Origin of the sequence: Rothia sp. (in: high G+C Gram-positive bacteria) (assembly GCF_015265375.1) — a bacterium.
Lineage (GTDB): Bacteria > Actinomycetota > Actinomycetes > Actinomycetales > Micrococcaceae > Rothia.
This window is the reverse complement of sequence record NZ_JABZXW010000009.1, coordinates 1-20,600: the sequence shown is the minus strand read 5'-3', so window position 1 is coordinate 20,600 and position 20,600 is coordinate 1. Positions and strand designations below refer to the sequence as shown.

The following is a 20,600-nucleotide window of genomic DNA, read 5'->3' as shown; positions in this document are numbered from 1 at the left end:
CGGAGAATTACTAATGAGCGAAAAGGTGAAGCTCGTCGACCACGTGGTCGAGGCTATCAACTGGAACCGTATTGAGGACGAGAAGGACCTTGAGGTTTGGGATCGTCTGACCGGTAACTTCTGGCTGCCGGAGAAGGTGCCGCTGAGCAACGACGTGCCCTCCTGGAAGACCCTGACCGAGGAAGAGAAGCAGCTGACCATGCGCGTCTTCACCGGTCTGACCCTGCTGGACACCATCCAGGGTACTGTCGGTGCCGTGTCCCTGCTACCGGATGCTGTGACCGCGCACGAAGAGGCCGTGTACACCAACATTGCGTTCATGGAGTCCGTGCACGCAAAGTCGTACTCCTCGATCTTCTCGACCCTCGCCTCCACCAAGGAGATTGACGAGGCGTTCCGCTGGGCTGCTGAGAATGAGCACCTGCAGAAGAAGGCGAAGATTGTTCTGTCCTACTACACCGGTGATGACCCGCTGAAGAAGAAGGTTGCCTCTACTCTGCTGGAGTCCTTCCTGTTCTACTCGGGCTTCTACCTGCCCATGTACTGGTCTTCGCACGCGAAGCTGACTAACACCGCTGACCTGATTCGTCTGATTATTCGTGACGAGGCAGTGCACGGCTACTACATTGGCTACAAGTTCCAGCGTGGCCTGGCGAAGGAGTCCGCGGAGCGTCAGGCAGAGCTGAAGGAGTACACCTTCAACCTGCTGTACGAACTGTACGAGAACGAGGTGGCGTACACCCATTCCCTGTATGACGGTGTGGGTTGGAGCGAGGACGTTAAGAAGTTCCTGCACTACAACGCTAACAAGGCTCTGATGAACCTGGGCTACGAGCCGATGTTCCCGGCGTCCGTGACTAATGTGTCCCCGGCGATCCTGTCGGCGCTGTCCCCGAACGCTGATGAGAACCACGATTTCTTCTCCGGTTCCGGCTCTTCCTACGTGATTGGTAAGGCCGTGAACACTGAGGACGAGGACTGGGACTTCTAAGGCTGAGAGTTCTAAGCCTTGGGACTTCTGAGCCCCCTTTCTTGCCTTTAGTTATGAGGCTGAGATAAACCGAGCGGAACCCCCCGCGTGTCCACCGTGGATGCGCGGGGGTTCCGCCGTTTAACCGGGCTATTTAACGTGCCAGGATGCCCAGGCTTCCCCGGTTTAACCTGGCGCGGAAGCGCTCGGGAATCGGGGGAGGGGGAGCGGTTTTTCTGGTTCCTTTCTGGTTCCGGTTGTCGGAATTTTTACCTTCACCCCGTAGCATAAAAAATTATTGATATATCGGGGTGCGGGGCGTACCCTGATACGACTAACCATCAACGCAGATTTGAAAGGAATATCATGCGTTCAGTTGTTATGGAAGCTCCCGGCAAGGTCGTCGTCAACGAAGTCGACAAGCCGACCCTGCTCGAACCCACCGACGCCATCATCAAGCTCGCAGCATCCTGCATCTGCGGCTCCGACCTGTGGTCCTACCGCGGCACACAGCCCGTCGACCACCGGGCGATGGGCCACGAATACATCGGCGAAGTCGTCGAAGTCGGCTCCGAGGTCACCACCGTAGCCCCCGGCGACTTCGTCGTAGGCTCCTTCTGCATCTCCTGCGGCGAATGCGAAACCTGCACCGCAGGCTACCCCTCCCGCTGCCTCAAGGCAATCGCAGCAGGCGACGCCTTCATCGGCGCACGCTCCAACGGCACCCAGGCAGAATACGCCCGCGTACCCTTCGCAGATGGCACCCTCGTCAAGACCCCCGCTGCACCCACCGCAGAGCAGATCCCGCACCTGATGGCGGCATCCGACGTGCTCGGCACCGGCTGGTACGCAGCAGACGCAGCGCAGGCAGGCCCCGGCAAGACCATCGTCGTTGTTGGCGACGGCGCAGTCGGCCTGAGCGCAGTCATCGGCGCTAAGCAGCTCGGCGCGGAGAAGATCATCATCATGTCCCGCAACCCCGAGCGTCAGGCACTCGCTAAGGCATTCGGTGCAACCCACATCGTGGAAGAGCGCGGCGAAGAGGGCATCGCCAAGGTCATGGAGCTCACCGACGGCGTGGGCGCACACGGCGTTGCGGAAGCTGTAGGTACCCAGCAGTCCTTCGACCAGGCCCTCGGCTGCGTACGCCACGGCGGCTACATCGGCTTCGTGGGCGTGCCGCACGATAGCTCCATCGGCACCGATAAGCTCTTCGGCAAGCAGGTTCACCTGGAGGGTGGCCCCGCCCCCGTGCGCAAGTACCTGCCGACCCTCATCGACCTGATCTACAAGGGCGAAATTGAGCCCGGTAAGGTCTTCGACCTGGTCCTGCCCATCGACGAGGCAGCTAAGGGTTACGAGGCAATGGATCAGCGCACCGCCACCAAGGTTCTGCTGACCATGCCGTAATAGCCGGTCGTATCGCCGGTTCCTGTACCGGCTTCTGTACCGGCATTTGTACCGGCAACCCGGCCTGTACGCGCTACCAATCCCCGCACCGACCCTGCCGCTCCACGTGAGCGTAGGGTTCCGGTTGCGGGGATTAGTGCATTAAAAATTGGGTTTATTTGTCGGAGTTCGGCGAGGTGAGGGACAAATGCGTGAGCTAAGGCATAGAATAAAAGAGCATGATTCGTACAACTCGAAGGATGACAATGACGAAGAAGCCTTTCCCTTCCGACCTCGAAATCGCACTTGCCGCCGATCTTTGGCCCATTAACAAGATCGCAGCGGACAACGGCATCAGCGAAGATCGCCTTGAGCCTTACGGCAAGTATGTCGCTAAGGTCCTCCTCGACGAAACCACCAACGCAGAGACCGCCCGCAAGCGCGGCTCCAAGTACATCGTGGTTACCGCAGTCACCCCCACCCCGCTCGGTGAAGGTAAGACCGCAACCTCCGTCTCCCTCGCACAGGGCTTCGCCCAGACCGGCCGCAAGGCAATCCTGGCTCTGCGTCAGCCCGCAATGGGCCCGACCTTCGGCATCAAGGGCGGCGCAGCAGGCGGCGGCTACTCCCAGATTGTTCCCATGGAGAAGCTGAACCTGCACCTGACCGGCGACTTCCACGCCGTCACCGCAGCGCACAACCTGCTTGCCGCCATGATTGACAACCACCTGCACCACGGCAACGAGCTGCGCATCGACCCGCGCGCAATCGAGTGGCGCCGCGTTATCGACATGAACGACCGCTCCCTGCGCAACATCGTCGTGGGCCTGGGCGAACGCATGGACGGCGTGGTCCGCGAGACCGGTTTCGACATCACCAGCGCCTCCGAAATCATGGTGATTCTCTCGCTGGCAACCTCCTTCAAGGACCTGCGTGAGCGCCTGGCAAAGATCGTTATCGGCCTGAACTACGACGGCGAGCCCGTCACCGCAGCCGACCTGAAGGCTGACGGTGCAATGTCCGTCATCCTGGCAGACGCAATCAACCCGAACCTGCTGCAGACCCTGGAGCACACCCCCGCACTGATTCACGCGGGCCCCTTCGGCAACATTGCAACCGGCAACTCCTCCGTGGTCGCCGACTATGTTGGCCTGGAGTACTCCGACTACGTTATTACCGAGGCTGGCTTCGGTGCCGACATGGGTGCCGAGCGTTTCTTCAACGTCAAGTGCCGCGTCTCCGGCCTGAAGCCGGACGCAGCAGTGCTCGTCGTAACCGTGCGCTCCCTGAAGTCTCACTCCGGCCTGTACAAGATTGTTCCGGGCAAGCCCCTGCCTGAGGGCATGCTGCAGGAAAGCCCCTCCGACGTGGAGAAGGGCGCGGAGAACCTGAAGAAGCACATCGAGATCGTGCGCAACTTCGGTGTTCAGCCGGTCGTGGCAATCAACGCGTTCCCGACCGACTTCGAGTCCGAGCACGAGACCATCCGCCGTATCGCTGAGGAAGCTGGCGCTCGCGTAGCTATCCACCGCGGTGTGGCTGAGGGCGGTAAGGGCACCACCGACCTGGCAGACGTGGTCGCTGAGGCATGTGACGACGTTTCGGATTTGAAGTACACCTACGATCTTGAGGACTCCATCGAGACCAAGATTGAGAAGGTTGCGACCAAGGTCTACGGCGCAGACGGCATCTCCATTGCTCCCGCTGCCGCTAAGCAGCTCAAGCGCTTCGCTGAGCTGGGCTACTCGCACCTGCCCGTGGTCATCGCGAAGACTCACCTGTCCATCTCCTCGGATGCATCGCTGAAGGGCGCACCGACCGGCTGGACCCTGCCCGTGCGCGAGGTTCGCCTGGCTGCCGGTGCAGGCTACGTCTACGCAATCTGCGGCACCATGCGCACCATGCCGGGCCTGAGCAAGAGCCCCGCAGCTGAGCGCATCGGCTTCGACGAGAACGGCGTGATGGTCGGCCTGTCCTAAGGGCTTGTCCTAAGGCGGCTGTTCCAGCTGATTTATAGCTAGTGGAGGTGGCGCTCCTTCCCCACAGCGGGGGAGGGGCGCCGCCTAGCTGTGTCCGGGTAGCGTGTGCCCGGCGGTTTTGTAGCGCTTGAGAGGAGGGGCGATGTATCTGAAACCGGGCTGAAACCGGGCTGACATCAGGGGGAATCCGGGGGAGTGAAGGATCCTGAAACCCCTGGTGGAGGGGTATCTCAACCTGTTATTGAGGGTTCTGGAGTGCCTGTTTTGAGAGTGGAATTGGTATGTGTTGGTTAATAATTGGGCTCTATCTATGCTTGAAGGTCAAGTTTTATTAAACAATCTGTAGAGGTTGATTTTTGAATCGACCACTACCTTGCATTGTGTGAAAATATAGCATTGACTAGGTATTTTACTTTTTTGAGGTAGGCTCACTGGGTGCACTCAGTGAACCTAGTAGGGGGTGCAATGTTATTGTTTTGTAATAAAACCTCTACTTTAGGGGGTGCCTACAGGGGTAAAACAGACCAATTGATTTTGCCCTCGCGCGAATAATCGTGCAGATTTTGAACGGTGAGCGGTACATTTTTTCCGGTTAATGAAGTTGCAACTACTTGAAGATACTTTTACCTTAACCCTCTACTTCCGCGGAATACCGGGCTAAAACCGGGCATTGAGCCTTCAAGATTGGTGAGCATGAAGCTCAAGTTAAAGGTGCACTAAAGTGCCAAATGAGGGAAAATCTAAAATTATTTTGGGTGAAATAAGTCACATCAAAACTCGAAAAAAATGAAATTGGTATGTATGGATACCCTAAAAAACAGCTATTTTTATTACAGAATGATTACAATGAGGCGCGGGTCACTAAAACCGGCTCTCCGTACCAAATGGGGTGGTAAAACAGCCCCCAAAAAGTTCGCTACTATTGAGTCATCAAGTAATCGTGAGATTTCCAAAGTCCTCGGGTTGCTTGTGTTTGAGTGAGTGATAGATACCCCTGGGTGTCATGAGAAGCGACTGTGTATCGATGCGCAGTCGCTTCTCTGTTTAACTTTTGAATTTCACCGGAGCCTCATCCGCGCTGAGTCTAATCTGTGCTGAGCTTGCTCCGCAGTCTGTTCCATGCGCGTCCCTCACATGTATCCCGCGCGTTCAATGCCGAATGCGCTCATAGGGGAGTATTACGCATAGGTGCTTGCTGCATCGCCACAACCCCTACACTGGAACTATGACTACTTACCCCGAACCCACCCTCATCTTTGAGAACCCCGAGCTGACCGTGCGCGCGCTCAGCGTCTCCGAGATGGACAATAGCGTCTACCTCATCACCATGCGCGCCACTGGCGAGCAGGTGCTTATCGACCCCGCAGCCGAGGCAGAAGAGCTCTACGCTTTCACCCTCGATGCGCTCCTGAATGACTGCCCGCAGCTTGAGCTGACCGACGGCGAAGAACGCCGCGTGCGCGTTATGGAGAAGGAGGAGGACTTCGACTCCCTCAAGCCTCGCGCTATCGGCCTGACCGGCATCCTTGTTACTCACGGCCACTGGGACCACATTCGCGCTATTAAGGAGCTCGACCACCTCACCGGTGCCGTTACCTCCGCAGGTGCAGCCGATGCTGCTGAGATTAAGGAGCTGGAAGACTACACCATCGAAGAGGAGCTGACCGGCGGCGAGAGCTTCGACTTCTACCGCTCCGACATCGTTATTCGTGCCCTGCACGTGCCCGGCCACACTCCCGGATCCATCGTCTACACCCTCGAAACCACCTGGGAAGACGGCACTCCCGCAACCCTGCTGTTCACCGGCGACACCCTGTTCCCCGGCGGTGTGGGAAAGACCGACTCCCCGCAGCAGTTCGGTGAGCTCTTCTCCAATGTGCTCGAAAAGCTCTTCGGCGACTTCGAAGATGACGCAATCGTGCTGCCCGGCCACGGCCGCTCCACCACCCTCGGCGACGAGCGCCCCCACCTGGAAGACTGGGGCACCCGCGGCTGGTAAACCGCGCCTGACGAATTGCGCCTCCTAGTCCGCCTCATATAAGTACTGCACCCTCACGCCTTCACCGCCCGCATAATCGCGCCGGTGAAAGGCATGAGGGTGTAGAATTTAAGTTCGAAGATTAAGACGAAAGGATTTTCGATGACACCCCGCCCGGCACACGGAAGCACCGCACTCAAAGCGAACGACCTGACCAGCATCCGGGTTCAGGGTGCCCGCGAAAACAACCTCAAAAACGTAGACCTGACCATCCCGCGCGACGCGATGGTCGTCTTCGCCGGCCTCTCCGGCTCCGGCAAGTCCTCCCTCGCCTTCGACACCATCTTCGCGGAGGGTCAGCGCCGCTACGTTGAGTCGCTGTCCTCCTACGCCCGTATGTTCCTGGGCCAGGTCGACAAGCCCGACGTAGACTTCATCGAGGGCCTCTCGCCAGCGGTGTCCATCGACCAGAAGTCCACCTCCAAGAACCCGCGTTCGACCGTCGGTACCATCACCGAAATCTACGACTACATGCGTCTGCTCTGGGCGCGCATCGGCCACCCGCACTGCCCCGAATGCGGTGAGGAAATCACCCAGCAGACCCCGCAGCAGATTGTGGACATTCTGCAGGAGTACCCCGAACGCACCCGCCTGCAGATCCTCGCGCCCGTCGTCAGCGCGCGCAAGGGCGAGTTTGTGGACCTCTTCAAGGACCTGCTCACCCAGGGCTACTCGCGCGCCCGCGTGGACGGCGAAACCGTGCAGCTCTCCGACCCGCCCAAGCTCGCCAAGCAGTACAAGCACACCATTGAGGTGGTCGTCGACCGTATCGTCATTAAGGACGGTATTCACCAGCGCCTAACCGACTCCATCGAAACCGCGCTCAAGCTTGCCGATGGCCGCGTGCTCATCGACTTCGTGGACCGCGAGCAGGACGACCCCGAACGCACCCGCTCCTTCAGCGAAAACCTTGCCTGCCCCAATAACCACCCGCTGCAGATCGACACCATCGAGCCGCGCGCCTTCTCCTTCAACTCGCCGTTCGGCGCGTGTAGCGCCTGCGACGGCATCGGCTCGCGCCTGGAAGTCGACACCGAACTGCTCGTACCCAACCCCGACCTGACCCTCGGTGAGGGCGCTATCGCCCCCTGGTCGCAGGGTAAAGCAACCACCGAATACTGGCTGCGCTTGCTCGCCGGCCTGGGGGAGGAGCTCGGCTTCGACCTGAACACCCCCTTCAAGGACCTGCCCGCCAAGACCCGCGCCGCCATCCTGGACGGCAAGGACTACAAGGTCGAGGTGTCCTACCGCAACCGCTTCGGCCGCGAACGCCGCTACACCTCCGGATTCGAGGGCGTAAAGGCGTACATTAAGCGCAAGCACGAAGAAACCGAATCGGACTTCGCCCGCGACCGTTACGAACAGTACATGCGCCAGGTCGCCTGCCCCTCCTGTGGTGGCGCGCGCCTGAACCCGACCATCCTCGGCGTGAAGGTTGGCGGCCAGTCCATCGCAGACATCACCGACCTGTCCCTGGCTGACGCGCTCGCCTTCGTGCGCGGCCTGCAGCTCAGCGCCCGCGAAGCCAAGATTGGCGAGCAGGTCCTCAAGGAAATTGACGCGCGCCTGCAGTTCCTGCTGGACGTGGGCCTGGACTACCTGACCCTCTCGCGCTCCGCCGGTACGCTCTCCGGCGGTGAGGCGCAGCGCATCCGCCTCGCAACCCAGATTGGTTCCGGCCTGGTCGGTGTGCTCTACGTGCTCGACGAGCCCTCCATCGGCCTGCACCAGCGCGACAACCGCCGCCTCATTGAGACCCTGACCAAGCTGCGCGATATGGGCAACACGCTTATTGTGGTTGAGCACGACGAAGACACCATGCGCGAAGCCGACTGGATCGTGGACGTAGGACCCGGCGCCGGCGAGCACGGCGGCGAAATCGTGCACTCCGGCAGCTTCGAGGAGCTGCTGAAGAACACCAAGTCCATTACCGGCGACTACATGGCTGGCCGCCGCCGCATCGAGGTGCCCGCCTCCCGCCGACCCGTGGACAAGAAGCGACAGCTGACCGTGCGCGGCGCCCGCGAAAACAACCTCAAGAACGTGACCGTCTCCTTCCCGCTGGGCGTATTCACCGCGGTGACCGGTGTGTCCGGCTCGGGTAAGTCCACCCTGGTCAACGACATTCTGTACACCTCCCTGGCGAACAAGCTTAACGGTGCCAAGCAGGTGCCCGGCCGCCACAAGAGCATCGACGGCCTGGAACACCTGGACAAGGTCATTCACGTGGACCAGTCGCCCATCGGCCGCACCCCGCGCTCGAACCCGGCCACCTACACCGGCGTGTTCGACCACATCCGCAAGCTGTTCGCAGAGACCAGCGAAGCGAAAATGCGCGGCTACACCCCGGGCCGATTCTCGTTCAACGTTAAGGGCGGCCGTTGCGAGGACTGCTCCGGCGACGGCACCCTGAAGATTGAAATGAACTTCCTGCCGGACGTGTACGTGCCCTGCGAAACCTGCCACGGCAAGCGCTACAACCGCGAAACCCTGGAGGTGCACTACAAGGGCAAGACCATTGCCGACGTGCTCGAAATGCCCGTGGAAGAGGCCGCAGAGTTCTTCGCCGCGTTTACTCCGATTGCGCGCCACCTGAACACCCTCGTGGACGTGGGCTTGGGCTACATTCGCCTGGGCCAGCCCGCGACCACCCTCTCCGGCGGTGAGGCGCAGCGCGTGAAGCTCGCCACCGAACTGCAGAAGCGCTCCAACGGCCGCTCCATCTACGTGCTGGACGAGCCGACCACCGGCCTGCACTTTGAAGACATCCGCAAGCTGCTCGCCGTGCTGCAGTCGCTGGTCGACAAGGGCAATAGTGTCATCACCATCGAGCACAACCTGGATGTGGTCAAGTGCGCCGACTGGATTATCGACATGGGCCCCGAAGGCGGTAGCGGCGGCGGCACCGTGATTGCTGAAGGCACCCCGGAACAGGTGGCTCAGGTGAAGGGCTCGCACACCGGCGCGTTCCTTGCTGAGATCCTGAGCTAGCCGAAATCCTGAACTAGTCAAAAATTTGCCCTAGAGGAAACCTACGTGACTGATACTCAAGGAACCGAATCTGCCCGGGGAGCTCAAGCAACCCGTGGCGCTGTGAACCGGGGAGTCGTGAATCGGGGTGCCGTGACCACCCTGGACCGGGCGCGGCACATCCTGCACACCCAGCTGGAGGCGGACTTCTGCCAGGCACCCGGCTCGATTAGCCGCGCCCTCGAAGAGCTACGCGACTACCCGGAAGCCGAGAGCCTGCCGCTACTCGCCACCGTGCAGCCTCCCTCCGAGAAGATGGGTGCCGCACGCCGCCGCAACGACGACATCTGGGAGTTGCGCGTCGCCAACTACGCGAGCGTCGGCATTCTCTGCGCTAAGCATCCGCGTGTGCTGGAGAAGGCGATTGACTACATGCTCGGTGACCAGTCGAACTGGCTGGGTGATTACGCGCAGCTGCGCCAGCTCAACGAACTGCTCACCCCCTACACCCAGCAGGTCAGCGGCACGAGCATCTACTACACGCCCGGCCGCGCCCTGCTGAACTCGGTCGTACCCGAAGGCGTGCAGGCGCAGGAGGTCAAGTGCGCCGTGCCCGGTGTGGGTATGATGCGCCGCGTTGACCCCGCCGAGCTGAAGGCGGCGCTGCTCGCCGAAATCACCGGCGAGCGCACCATCCGCAGGGAGGCGAACGCCTCCGTGGGGGCGCTTGAGGTCGACCCGCAGGACACGCAGGCGCGCGTAACCCGTCTGCGCGTGGAGCTGCTGGACGCTGAACAGTTTGAGCGTTTCCGCGGGGATAAACGCTACTCGAACGCGCTGGGCTTTAGCGTGACCCGCCCGGATGTGCTGGTGCTTGCCGCATACCCGGTGGATGAGAACGCATCTAAGGCACCTGATGCACCCGCAGCGGGGGAGAGCCCCGCGCTCGCAGACCCTATCGCTATGGTTGGTCTGAGCGATGATTCGCCGATTATGCGTCAGATCGGTATCGATGTGCTGCCCGCCTGGCGCGGTGCCGGTATCGCCAGCGTGCTGGTGCGTGATGCCGCCCGACTCACCCTGGCGGAGGGGTACCTTCCGTTCTACGGTACGAGCCCGTCGCACATGCTGTCGCAGCGGGTTGCGATGAACGCCGGGTTGGTGCCGACCTGGTGGGAGTACGTTTCCACCAGCCTGAACGATTTGCCCATGGACTAGAGCCGCCTGCGCTAGGCATAACAGGCACTAGACAAACAGCATATGCGCGAAAGCCCCCCGAGATGCAGAATCTCGGGGGGCTTTTATGTACTGAGTTTCGCGTGCTAGTTTCGCGGGGGTAGAACCTGACCGGTTACAGCTCCGCGCCGTTGCTGGCAATCACCTCGCGGTACCAGTGGAAGGACTTCTTGCGGTAGCGCTCCAGGGTGCCGGAGCCATCGTCGTTGCGGTCCACGTAGATGAATCCGTAGCGCTTGGACATCTGCGCGGTGGAGGCGCTAATCATGTCGATGCAGCCCCAGGTGGTGTAGCCGAGCACGTTCACGCCGTCCTCGATGGCTTCACGCACCGCGCGCAGGTGCTGGCGCAGGTAGTCGATGCGGTAGTCGTCTTCCACGGTGAGCTCGCTGTTCACCTCGACGAGTTCGTCGCGGGCGCCGAGGCCGTTCTCCACGATGAACAGCGGCTTCTGCCAGCGGTCCCAGTACTGGTTGAGGACCACGCGCAGGCCGGTCGGGTCAATCTGCCACCCCCACTCGCTGGCGGGCAGGGTCGGGTTCGCCACGCCGCCGAGGATGTTGCCTTCGCCGCGCTCGCCTCGTGCCGGGTCGCCGGTCGCGCAGGTGGACATGTAGTAGCTGAAGGACACGAAGTCCACGGTGTTCTTCAGGTCTTCGCGGTCCTGCTCGGTAATATTCAGTTCCACGCCCTTTTCGCGCAGGGAGCGCAGGAAGTAGCCGGGGTAGGCGCCGCGCACGTGCACGTCACCGAACGCGAAGTTTGCCTGTTCAGCCTGCATGGCGGCGAGTACGTCGGCGGGGTCGGGGGTGAGCGGGTAGGTGGGCATGGCAAGAATCATGCAGCCGACCTGCGCGCCCGGCGCCAGTTCGCGTGCCGCAGCGGTGGCGCGCGCGGAGGCGACCAACTCGTGGTGCATCGCCTGGTAGAGGTCGGCGTCGCTGAGCTGATCCGCGGGGGTGTTAATGCCGCCGGACATGAACGGCAGGTGCAGCATCGAATTGATTTCGTTGAACGTCAGCCAGTACTTCACGCGCTTGCCGTAGCGGGCGAACACGGTGCGGGCGTAGCGTTCGTAGAAGCTGATGAGTTCGCGGCTGGTCCAGCCGTTGTACTGCTCGACCAGGTGCAGCGGGGTTTCGTAGTGGCTGAGGGTGATGAGCGGCTCCATGCCGTGCTTTTCGAGCTCGTCGAGCACGCGGTCGTAGAAGGCGAGGCCCGCCTCGTTCGGGGTTTCTTCGTCGCCGCGGGGGAAGATACGCGACCAGGCGATGGAGAAGCGGAAGACCTTGAAACCCATCTCCGCGAGCAGGGCGATGTCTTCGCGGTAGCGGTGGTAGAAGTCGATGCCTTCCAGCTTGAGGTTGTCCTCGGTGGGTTCTGCGGTGCGCGGGTGCAGGCCGCCGGCGGGCAGCACATCCTGCAGGCTGGGGCCCTTGCCGTCTTCGTTCCAGGCGCCCTCGAACTGGTTGGCGGCGGTGGCGCCTCCGAAGAGGAACCCGGCGGGGAATGCGCCGAGCGGCTGCGGCTCGGTCAGCGCCGGGTTGGTGCGCTGTTCAGTGCTGACGCGGGGTAGCGCGGTGGTTTGGGCGGTGATGTGCTGGTCCTGATGCACGGCATTCTCCAAGGTGTTTTGGGTCTTTCTTCTACCCTAGCGGAGGGGGTGGGGGATTACTAGGTTTTAGCTACCCGGGTGGGCGTTTTCGCATTGTGGGGAGACGTGGGAGCTGTGGCGAGCGTAACCGTAAAATAGGAACGTGCAAATTATTCGAGAGACCGGCCCTGATTCCGGCGATATCCTCATTCACCACGACCAGACGGTGCAGATGCTCCGCGAGGTGGCAACCGGCAAGCGTGAAGCCACCCTACGCATGTATCAGCCGAACCCGACGGTCGCGTTCGGCCGCCGTGACGAACTGAACCCCGGCTTCGCGGCCGCCGCCGCGGCGTGCGCCGAGCACGGCTTTGAGGTGCTGGTGCGCAAGGTCGGCGGGCACGCCGCCGCCTACCATCAGGGGTGCCTGGTCGTGGACCATTTTCAGCCCGCCTCCGACGCCCGCAGCGGCAACACCCTACGCTACGAACTGTTCGGTTCCATGTATGCGCAGGCGCTCCGTGAGGTTGGCGTGGATGCGCGCATGGGCGAGATTCCGGGGGAGTATTGCCCCGGCGAGTATTCGGTGCACGCCCAGCTTCCCACCTCCGCAGGTGGTGGCCGCATTAAGCTGGTCGGCACCGCCCAGCGTGTGGTGACCGGCGGCTGGTGGTTCAGCACCGGCATCGTGGTCTCTGATTCTGCGCCGCTGCGGGCGGTCACCGCGGATGTGTACCGTGCCCTCGGCATGGACCTGGACCCCGCCACGGTTGGCGCGGCGCAGGACGCGAACCCCGCCCTGCTCATGGAAGACCTGGAAGACGCCATCGTTGAAGTGTACGCCCAAAACGGCTTTCACTAGGTTGTTTTATTTCTGACTTTTATCCGTACCTTAATTCGATATATCCCCACCTGAAGCGAAGGAGCATCCATGCGTTGGGCACAGATTAAAGACTCGAAGGGTAGCCGCGCGGTCTGCTTCTTCGAAGAGAGCGTGTACGAGCTTCCGGCGAAGCTCAGCCCGCTACTGAATTTCTACAGCCGGTTCCGCCTGAACTTTGGCGACCCGAAGAATGCCGTGGCGATCCTGAAGGAGAACGGTGCGACCGTCATGGGCCACGGCGAGGAGCTGTGGAACTCCCTACCCTTTATTCGCCCGCTGGATAAGCCCGGCAAGATTGTGTGCGCCGGCCTGAACTACCGCGACCACGCCGCGGAAATGAACCTTGAGGTGCCCGAGCATCCGGCGCTGTTCGCGAAGTTCCCGAACGCGCTGATTGGCCCCGGCGAGCAGATTCGCATGCCCGACGACGACGGCACCGGCAGCACGAAAATCGACTGGGAGGTTGAGCTGTGCCTGGTCGTGGGCGCTCGCCTGCGTAACGCCACAGAGGAGCAGGCACTTGAGGCTCTGATGGGGTACACGGTCATGAATGATGTGTCGGTGCGTGACTGGCAGGGTCGTTCCTCGGAGTGGTTCCAGGGTAAGAACTGGGATGCGATGACTCCGTTCGGTCCGGTGATTGTGAGCCCCGATGAGGTTGACCCGGTTGCCGGCCTGGAGCTGGTCTGTGAGGTGGACGGCGTGGTGCGTCAGCGCGGCACGACGGCGGATATGGTGTTCACTCCGGCGCAGCTGCTGTCCTATATTTCGCGGTTTATGACCCTGGAGCCGGGTGACCTGGTGGCGACGGGTACCCCGGCGGGGGTTGGTTTGTCGCTGCATCCGCGTCAGTGGTTGAAGCCGGGGCAGACGGTGCGCACCCGTATTGAGGGCATTGGTGAGCTGGTGAATGTCTGCTCGGAGGCGGGCGCACTGTAACTATCGTGCGCCGTAACTATTTTGCGCTGTAGCTAACCCGTGGCGCCGTGGTTTCCCCTGGCTCTGTGAGCAACTGCGGATGAACCCACGTGAACCCACGCTGGGGGGGGCTACCGATACCTGCTGCGGGGCGCACCCGCGGTAGCTATAGGTGAATATATATGCACTCCGCATGTGTTTTTAAGGCACATGCGGAGTACTTTTTTGCATTGATAAAGCCCCCGGTGGGCGGCTTGGAGTCGTTGCTGGGAGCTGCGTGCAGCACCTCGAGTGGGGGCGTGGTGTGTTTGCATGGTTACACACTGACAAACACATAGAAACTTTGAACTTTTACGTGAATTTTAGGGTTTTACGTGGGTTTTGAGGGGTCAGCGAGGTGAAGCGCAGGGTGCCCCTGTTGGGTGATGGTTACCAGAAAATTGCTCTTTGAGGGGTGGCTGGGTGCCCGTCTCGGTGCATGGGGTGCTATCTGCTCTCGGTGCAGAATCTCAGATTGTGGTCACCTGTGAGAAATTCAACAGGGAGTTTTGGCGCGTCTTTTGGGGAATTTTAAGGTTTAAGGTTTAGTTCCCCGTGCGCATTTTTCGTTTTCTTCACATCACCATCGCTTGACTAGGAGTAAAGCCTAAACACTGCGGTGCAAATTCTGCGTCTTCAAACACCAATAAATGCACAAAGGTGCAAGGAGATGTGACTCTAAACCTGAACCTTTATCAAAAAATCGGTGCCCAAAATCACAAACTCGTTTTGCGTTCACCCAAAAGACTATGTAGGGTATGGGGATTATCTGAGAGTTTCCTGAGAACTCCTGCCAGAAGATTAGGACCCACCCGGGTACACCCTCAGATGCATATTTCACTCACGTCCGTGTTTGTTCATACAAACGCACTCACTCAAACAAGCCGACACGAACGGAAGAAAAACATGACCACAACTGCATCCAAAAACCCGGCACAGCGCCCTGCAAACCGCCGCCGTGCCACCATCGCTGCCTCCGCAGCACTGGCAACCGTCATCACCGGCGCGAACCTCCCCGCGACCTTCGGTGCAACCGCCCCCATCCGCAACGTAGCCGGTACCACCTGCGTCGACGCAGGCTACCGCACCGTGCCAACCCTGGCGAACCTCACCAACATGGCGCCCGGTCCGACCTGCTACTGGAACCCCGACCAGAAGGCACAGAGCATCGCGACCCTCGCACCGGTTAACTCCTCCCTCACTAAGGCGCAGCTGACCACCACCGAGAACACCTCGCCCCTCAGTGGTAAGCTCGCCCGTGATTCATTCGCCGCCAAGAAGCTCACCGGCACCGAAGCCGTCGTAGCCAACAGTAGCGAAATCAGCCGCACCTTCCTCGAATACACCGGCGATGCGGGTAACCACCCCGTCACCACCGCCATCAACGCGGGCACTGTGAAGAAGGACCGCGCCCAGACCGTCGGTGGCCACGAAAACATCCCGACCCTCGCCGTGAACTCCGCGAACCCGCACCAGGAGTACGTCGAGGTCGTCTCCCGCGATGGCCGCGTCAACGCCAACGCAGAGAACAAGCGCATCCTCACCGGCGGCGCCCCGATCCCGAAGTGGCTTGCCGAGGACCACGGCCTCTCCGGCGATCAGTCCGTCGCCCTCTACGACGAAGCGACCGGCATCTGGCGCTCCTACTTCAAGTTCGTCAAGGATGCAGACGCACAGACCTACACCAGCACCGCCCGCGTGCAGGTAGGTGGCGGCAACGTATCCACCCCCAAGAGCGCAAAGATTCAGTACGACAACGTCGGCCGCGGCAACGCAGGTCAGACCGTCACCATCAACGCACCCGTGAGCATCGACGCGAAGTCCGGCAATGCCCGCACCTCCTACCCGATTGCTCGCGGCGCGAAGTTCCGCCTGGCAAAGAACGTACCCGGCGCATCCATCGACGCGAACACCGGCGTTATCACCTACAAGATTCCCGCAGGCACCCGCGGCACCGTGGACATCCCCGTTGCGGTTGACTACCCGGCGACCTACCACGTGTCTTCCGGCGGTTACATGCTCGCTAAGCCGAACTTCGGCGGCGTGGGCGAAGACAACTACTGGCTGACCCTCAAGAACGGCACCTCCTCCGTGGTGGGCCTGGCGAATGAGATCACCCAGATTGGTGTGGACGAGCTCAAGGCAGGCAAGATCAACCACATGGTGTCCATCACCGCGGCTGACTATGCGGCGCTGACTTCCTCCTTCCCCGCGAAGGGTACCGACGGCAAGCTGGACATGAGCAAGTACCCGAACGCGCCCCGTGCCGGTCAGCGCGGCTTCCTGCCCGCGAACTTTGACGTGGAAGAGCACCTGCGTAACACCGGTCACGCCGAAGACGAGCTCTCGCGCATGATTCTGACCGCGATGAAGGAATACGGCTTCATCATCGCGGACCGTAACCTCTTCACCAACGCATTCAACCTGGAGGCGGCAAGCTCCTACGCGCCCTACGCCCGCCAGGGTAAGAACGTGTACAAGGAAGACCCGCAGCTGGCGGCAATGTTCGCGAACTTCGTGCCCAGCGGCTTCACCGGCAACCAGTTCCCCTGGCAGCAGGTGCAGTGGATGCCCGTGAACTACACCGAGTCCGCTGAAAACAGTGCAGGCCGCAACACCGCCCGCGCAGATACCAGCGTGAAGTTCAAGTACCCCTCGGATTCCTACGGCAAGACCGGCACCGGCTCCGGCGTGATTTACCAGCCCGCCGAGCACCACGCCACCGTCTACTCTGGCGAGACCGCAGTCGCGCAGAGCGTGCACCAGTCGCACAAGGTTTCCCCGAACTACCGTTACGCCCGTGACTACAACTTCCAGGAAATCGAGCAGACCCCGAACTTCCGCCCCAGTCGCTGGGTCAACAAGGAGAAGGTCAACACTGCTGGCGGCCAGTTCTCCAGCGCGGAGACCGGCATCCGTTTTGCCTCCAACGGCAAGACCGGCACCTACTCGATTGACCTGAACACCCATGACGTCACCGGCACCACCTGGGACCTGCGCCGCGACAACGGTACGAACATCACCGTGAACCGCACCGACAAGGCACCGGCACGCATGTCCGATGTGAAGGCGAAGAAGGGTTCTGCAGCGCAGCTGTACTCGATCCCGCTGAAGGTGCACGTGGTCGACAAGAACAGCCCCATCGCGCGTGAGGACTCCGTCTCCCTGTACTCGGGCACCACCCAGAACGTGGCGGTCCTGAACAACGACGAGGCATCCTTCGGCGCATACAGCCGCGGCGAGACCGTCAAGAAGCTGGAGCTGCTCAACCAGCGCGGCCAGGTCGTCAGCGCATACAGCGACGAGTACGGCACCTACCGCGTGGTGACCCTGCCGGACGGCACTCAGGGCATTGCGGTATCCGCTAAGAATAAGCAGGGCTTCGCACCGCTGGTCCGCTACCGCGCTGTGACCGACAAGGGCGTAAAGTCCGCTGAGGGTTACCTGCAGGTGGCAGTCGCTAACCGCTAAGGTGCTCTAGGGTTTCATACTCGCGAGCTGACGCAGTTACAGCGCAGCGCTTGGCATTATGACCGCAATGTGATGAACCGCTCTAGGAGGGCGGTGGTCCACGATGTTGCCGCCACAATGACAGCGCACCGACAACTGCAACAGCATCTGCACACCAGCGAACACAAGTGCACATAGGGGAGAGGGGCACGCTCAAGAAAGCACGCCGCGCAGGCGTAACTTTCTTGACGTGCCCCCTTCCTGTACCTAAGGTGAAAATACTATGACTCAGAGCCAGCACACAGACCAGACCGAAACTAACACCACCCACGCTGACCATGCCGCAGAACATACGGTTGCGCATGTAGCGGCGCACGTAGCGAACCACATCGCCGAGCACGCCTCAGAGCACAGCCACGAGGTGCCCGCTAACGCGCCCCTCTTCGAAGGCAACAGCCCCAAGGACTGGGAGGAACAGTTCGGCCCGTCCGTGGCGATTTTCTCTGCGCTCGCGAACCCGCTCCGCCTGGCGATTGCGCATCACCTGATGCACCGCCCGCACAGTGTGAGCGAACTGTACACCTGCCTGGGCATTTCGCAGCCGCTCGCCTCGCATCATCTGCGCATCCTGCGTGAGGCGCACGTGATTGACCGTGAGCAGCAGGGCCGCACCACTATTTACCGTCTGAAGGACGACCATATTAGCCACATTGTGGTGGACGTGTATGAGCATACGCGTGAACATCATGCGGACTAGTCTGCCCTCAAGCTGAGCGTTTGCTGGGAGCCGTTGTAAGATGGTGTGTGTCCGTGCACCAGTACAGTGCGGAATAGTATGCGCACCCGCGGCGCCCCGAGCGGCCGCGCGCGCCTGAGTTAAGGAGACTTATGTCTGCCGCTGATTCTTCAGCAATTGTTATTAGCGTTTCTGGTGAGGAGCGCGAGGTCACCGCGAAGACTGCCGCTGAGCTGTTCGCTGACGACCCGAAGATTGTTGTGGCACGCGTGAACGGCGTGCTCGTTGATCTCTCCCATGAGCTGTCTGCTGGCGACTCCGTTGAGCCGGTTTTCATTCACGAGCCGGACGGCCTGAACGTTCTGCGCCACTCTGCTGCGCACGTGATGGCGCAGGCGGTGCAGGAGTACCGTAAGGACGCCAAGCTGGGTATTGGCCCGTACATTACTGACGGCTTCTACTTTGACTTTGATGTGGCTGAGCCGTTCACTCCGGAAGATCTGAAGAAGATCGAGAAGTCGATGATTAAGATCATCAAGTCCGGTCAGCTGTTCCGCCGCCGCGTGGTCACCCACGACGAGGCTGTCGCCGAGATGGCGAACGAGCCGTACAAGCTGGAGCTGCTCTCCCTGACCCAGGGCCCCGGTTCTGGTGCGGATGCTGCCGAGGGCGCATCCGTGGAGGTCGGCGAGGGTGAGATCACCATTTACGACAACGTGAACGCGAAGACCGGCGAGACCGTCTGGAAGGACCTCTGCCGCGGCCCGCACCTGCCGAACACCAAGCTGATTGCTAACGGTTACGCCCTGATGCGTGCCGGTGGCGCGTACTGGCGCGGTTCTGAGAAGAACCCCATGCTGCAGCGTATTTACGGTACCGCTTGGCCGACTAAGGACGAGCTGGTGGCGTACAAGGAGCGCATCGCTGAGGCGGAGCGCCGTGACCACCGCCGCCTGGGCCGTGAGCTGGACCTGTTCTCCTTCCCGAAGAACATTGGCCCCGGCCTGCCGGTGATTCACCCTAAGGGTGGCGTGATTAAGCGCGAGATGGAAGACTACGTGCGTACCCGCCACATTCAGGAGGGTTTCCAGTACGTCAGCACCCCGCACATTTCGAAGGAAGACCTGTTCTACACTTCCGGTCACCTTCCGTACTATGCGGACGGCATGTTCCCCTCCATGGAGCTGGATAACGGTAACTACCGTCTGAAGGCTATGAACTGCCCGATGCACAACGAGATTTACCGTTCTCGTGGCCGTTCGTACCGTGAGCTGCCGCTGCGTTTCTTCGAGTTCGGCACCGTGTACCGTGACGAGAAGTCCGGCGTGCTGCAGGGCCTGACCCGTGTGCGCATGATTAGCCAGGACGACTCGCACTCGTACGTGACGAAGGAGCAGGCACCGGACGAGGTGCGTCACCTGCTGAAGTTCATGCTGAGCCTGCTTGAGGACTTCGGCATGACTGACTTCTACCTTGAGCTGTCCACCCGCGACACTGAGGGCGATAAGAAGGATAAGTTCATCGGTACTGATGAGCAGTGGGAAGAGGCTACCGCGGTTCTGGAGCAGGTTGCGAAGGAGACCGGCCTGGAGCTCGTTCCGGATCCCGGTGGAGCTGCGTTCTATGGCCCGAAGATTTCGGTGCAGGCGAAGGACGCGATTGGCCGTACCTGGCAGATGTCGACTGTTCAGTATGACTTCAACCAGCCGAGCCGTTTCGGTCTGGAGTACCAGGCTGCTGATGGTACCGTGCAGGAGCCGGTCATGATTCACTCGGCGAAGTTCGGCTCGATTGAGCGCTTCCTGGGTGTGCTGACTGAGCACTATGCGGGTGCGTTCCCGGCGTGGCTGTCGCCGGTTCAGGTTATTGGTGTTCCGGTGGCTGAGGCGTTCAACGACTACATGACCGAGATTGCGGACAAGCTGCGTGCGCACGGTGTGCGTGTTGAGGTGGATTACGGTTCGGATCGTTTCACGAAGAAGATTCGTACCGCGTCTACTGAGAAGGTTCCGTTCATTCTGATTGCTGGCGGTGAGGATGCGGAGCACGGCGCTGTTTCGTTCCGTTTCCGCGGTAACAAGCAGGAGAACGGTGTGCCCGTGGATGAGGCTGTGGCACGTATTGTGGAGCATATCCGCAACCGCGTGAACGAAGACCCGAAGCCCAGCACGGAGGCTGCTGAGTAACACTAGGCTTTCTGGTCTAGCTCACATATAGAAACCACCCCCTTTGCGGCGACAAGCTGCGGAGGGGGTGGTTCTGTGTGCCTTGAGGAGGCGAGGGTGGGGGAGCGCGGTGGGTGCAGAAAGCTGTGTTGTGAGGGGAGTTTTTAGCCCCAGAGTGCTAGCGTGGTAGTAAGGCGAACGTCCATAGTCATTCAGAAAATGGGTAGCTGGAT

12 protein-coding genes are annotated in these 20,600 nt (G+C 60.8%); 11 read left to right on the top strand and 1 reads right to left on the bottom strand.

Features of this window, described 5'->3' with window-relative positions; genetic code table 11:
* Window positions 1-13: 13 nt before the first annotated feature.
* The 6 genes from nrdF (at window position 14) to HXO69_RS02450 (ending at window position 10,564) form a co-directional block, all read left to right on the top strand.
* Complete coding sequence (gene nrdF / locus HXO69_RS02475) at window positions 14-991, top strand: class 1b ribonucleoside-diphosphate reductase subunit beta (protein ID WP_049342043.1); 978 nt, start codon at window positions 14-16, stop codon at window positions 989-991.
* Between the two features lie 345 nt (window positions 992-1,336).
* Entirely contained in the window at window positions 1,337-2,380 is a 1,044-nt protein-coding gene (locus tag HXO69_RS02470; RefSeq protein WP_296545112.1) for a zinc-dependent alcohol dehydrogenase family protein, read from the top strand.
* 245 nt (window positions 2,381-2,625) lie between these two features.
* Window positions 2,626-4,338: a formate--tetrahydrofolate ligase gene (locus HXO69_RS02465; RefSeq protein ID WP_294457096.1), complete on the top strand. Its 1,713-nt coding sequence runs from the start codon at window positions 2,626-2,628 to the stop codon at window positions 4,336-4,338.
* 1,225 nt (window positions 4,339-5,563) lie between these two features.
* On the top strand, window positions 5,564-6,337 hold the full coding sequence (locus tag HXO69_RS02460) for an MBL fold metallo-hydrolase (RefSeq protein ID WP_296545108.1): 774 nt from the start codon (window positions 5,564-5,566) through the stop codon (window positions 6,335-6,337).
* Between the two features lie 141 nt (window positions 6,338-6,478).
* A complete protein-coding gene (gene uvrA / locus HXO69_RS02455; RefSeq protein WP_296545106.1) occupies window positions 6,479-9,367 on the top strand; it encodes an excinuclease ABC subunit UvrA in 2,889 nt (962 codons plus the stop codon).
* A gap of 45 nt (window positions 9,368-9,412) precedes the next feature.
* The gene (locus tag HXO69_RS02450) at window positions 9,413-10,564 is read left to right on the top strand and encodes a GNAT family N-acetyltransferase (RefSeq protein ID WP_296545104.1); all 1,152 of its coding nucleotides are present in this window, start codon (window positions 9,413-9,415) and stop codon (window positions 10,562-10,564) included.
* 133 nt (window positions 10,565-10,697) lie between these two features.
* Here HXO69_RS02450 and HXO69_RS02445 read toward each other — a convergent pair whose 3' ends face one another.
* Window positions 10,698-12,197 (bottom strand): glycoside hydrolase family 1 protein, encoded by a 1,500-nt coding sequence (locus HXO69_RS02445; RefSeq protein ID WP_296545135.1) that lies wholly within the window; start codon window positions 12,195-12,197, stop codon window positions 10,698-10,700.
* Window positions 12,198-12,339: 142 nt separating this feature from the next.
* On the opposite strand from HXO69_RS02445, the gene HXO69_RS02440 reads away from it, so the two are divergent.
* The 5 genes from HXO69_RS02440 (at window position 12,340) to thrS (ending at window position 20,388) form a co-directional block, all read left to right on the top strand.
* Window positions 12,340-13,038 carry a lipoyl protein ligase domain-containing protein gene (locus HXO69_RS02440; protein WP_070738529.1) on the top strand — a complete coding sequence of 233 codons (699 nt, stop codon included), beginning with the start codon at window positions 12,340-12,342 and terminating at the stop codon, window positions 13,036-13,038.
* Window positions 13,039-13,107: 69 nt separating this feature from the next.
* Window positions 13,108-13,998, top strand: coding sequence for a fumarylacetoacetate hydrolase family protein (locus HXO69_RS02435; protein WP_294645775.1), 891 nt, complete (start codon window positions 13,108-13,110; stop codon window positions 13,996-13,998).
* A gap of 924 nt (window positions 13,999-14,922) precedes the next feature.
* A complete protein-coding gene (locus HXO69_RS02430) occupies window positions 14,923-17,487 on the top strand; it encodes a Rib/alpha-like domain-containing protein (RefSeq protein ID WP_296545101.1) in 2,565 nt (854 codons plus the stop codon).
* 262 nt (window positions 17,488-17,749) lie between these two features.
* Window positions 17,750-18,223, top strand: a complete 474-nt coding sequence (locus tag HXO69_RS02425) for a helix-turn-helix transcriptional regulator (protein ID WP_296545099.1) — start codon at window positions 17,750-17,752, stop codon at window positions 18,221-18,223.
* A gap of 131 nt (window positions 18,224-18,354) precedes the next feature.
* Window positions 18,355-20,388 (top strand): threonine--tRNA ligase, encoded by a 2,034-nt coding sequence (gene thrS / locus HXO69_RS02420; protein ID WP_296545098.1) that lies wholly within the window; start codon window positions 18,355-18,357, stop codon window positions 20,386-20,388.
* Window positions 20,389-20,600: the final 212 nt, after the last annotated feature.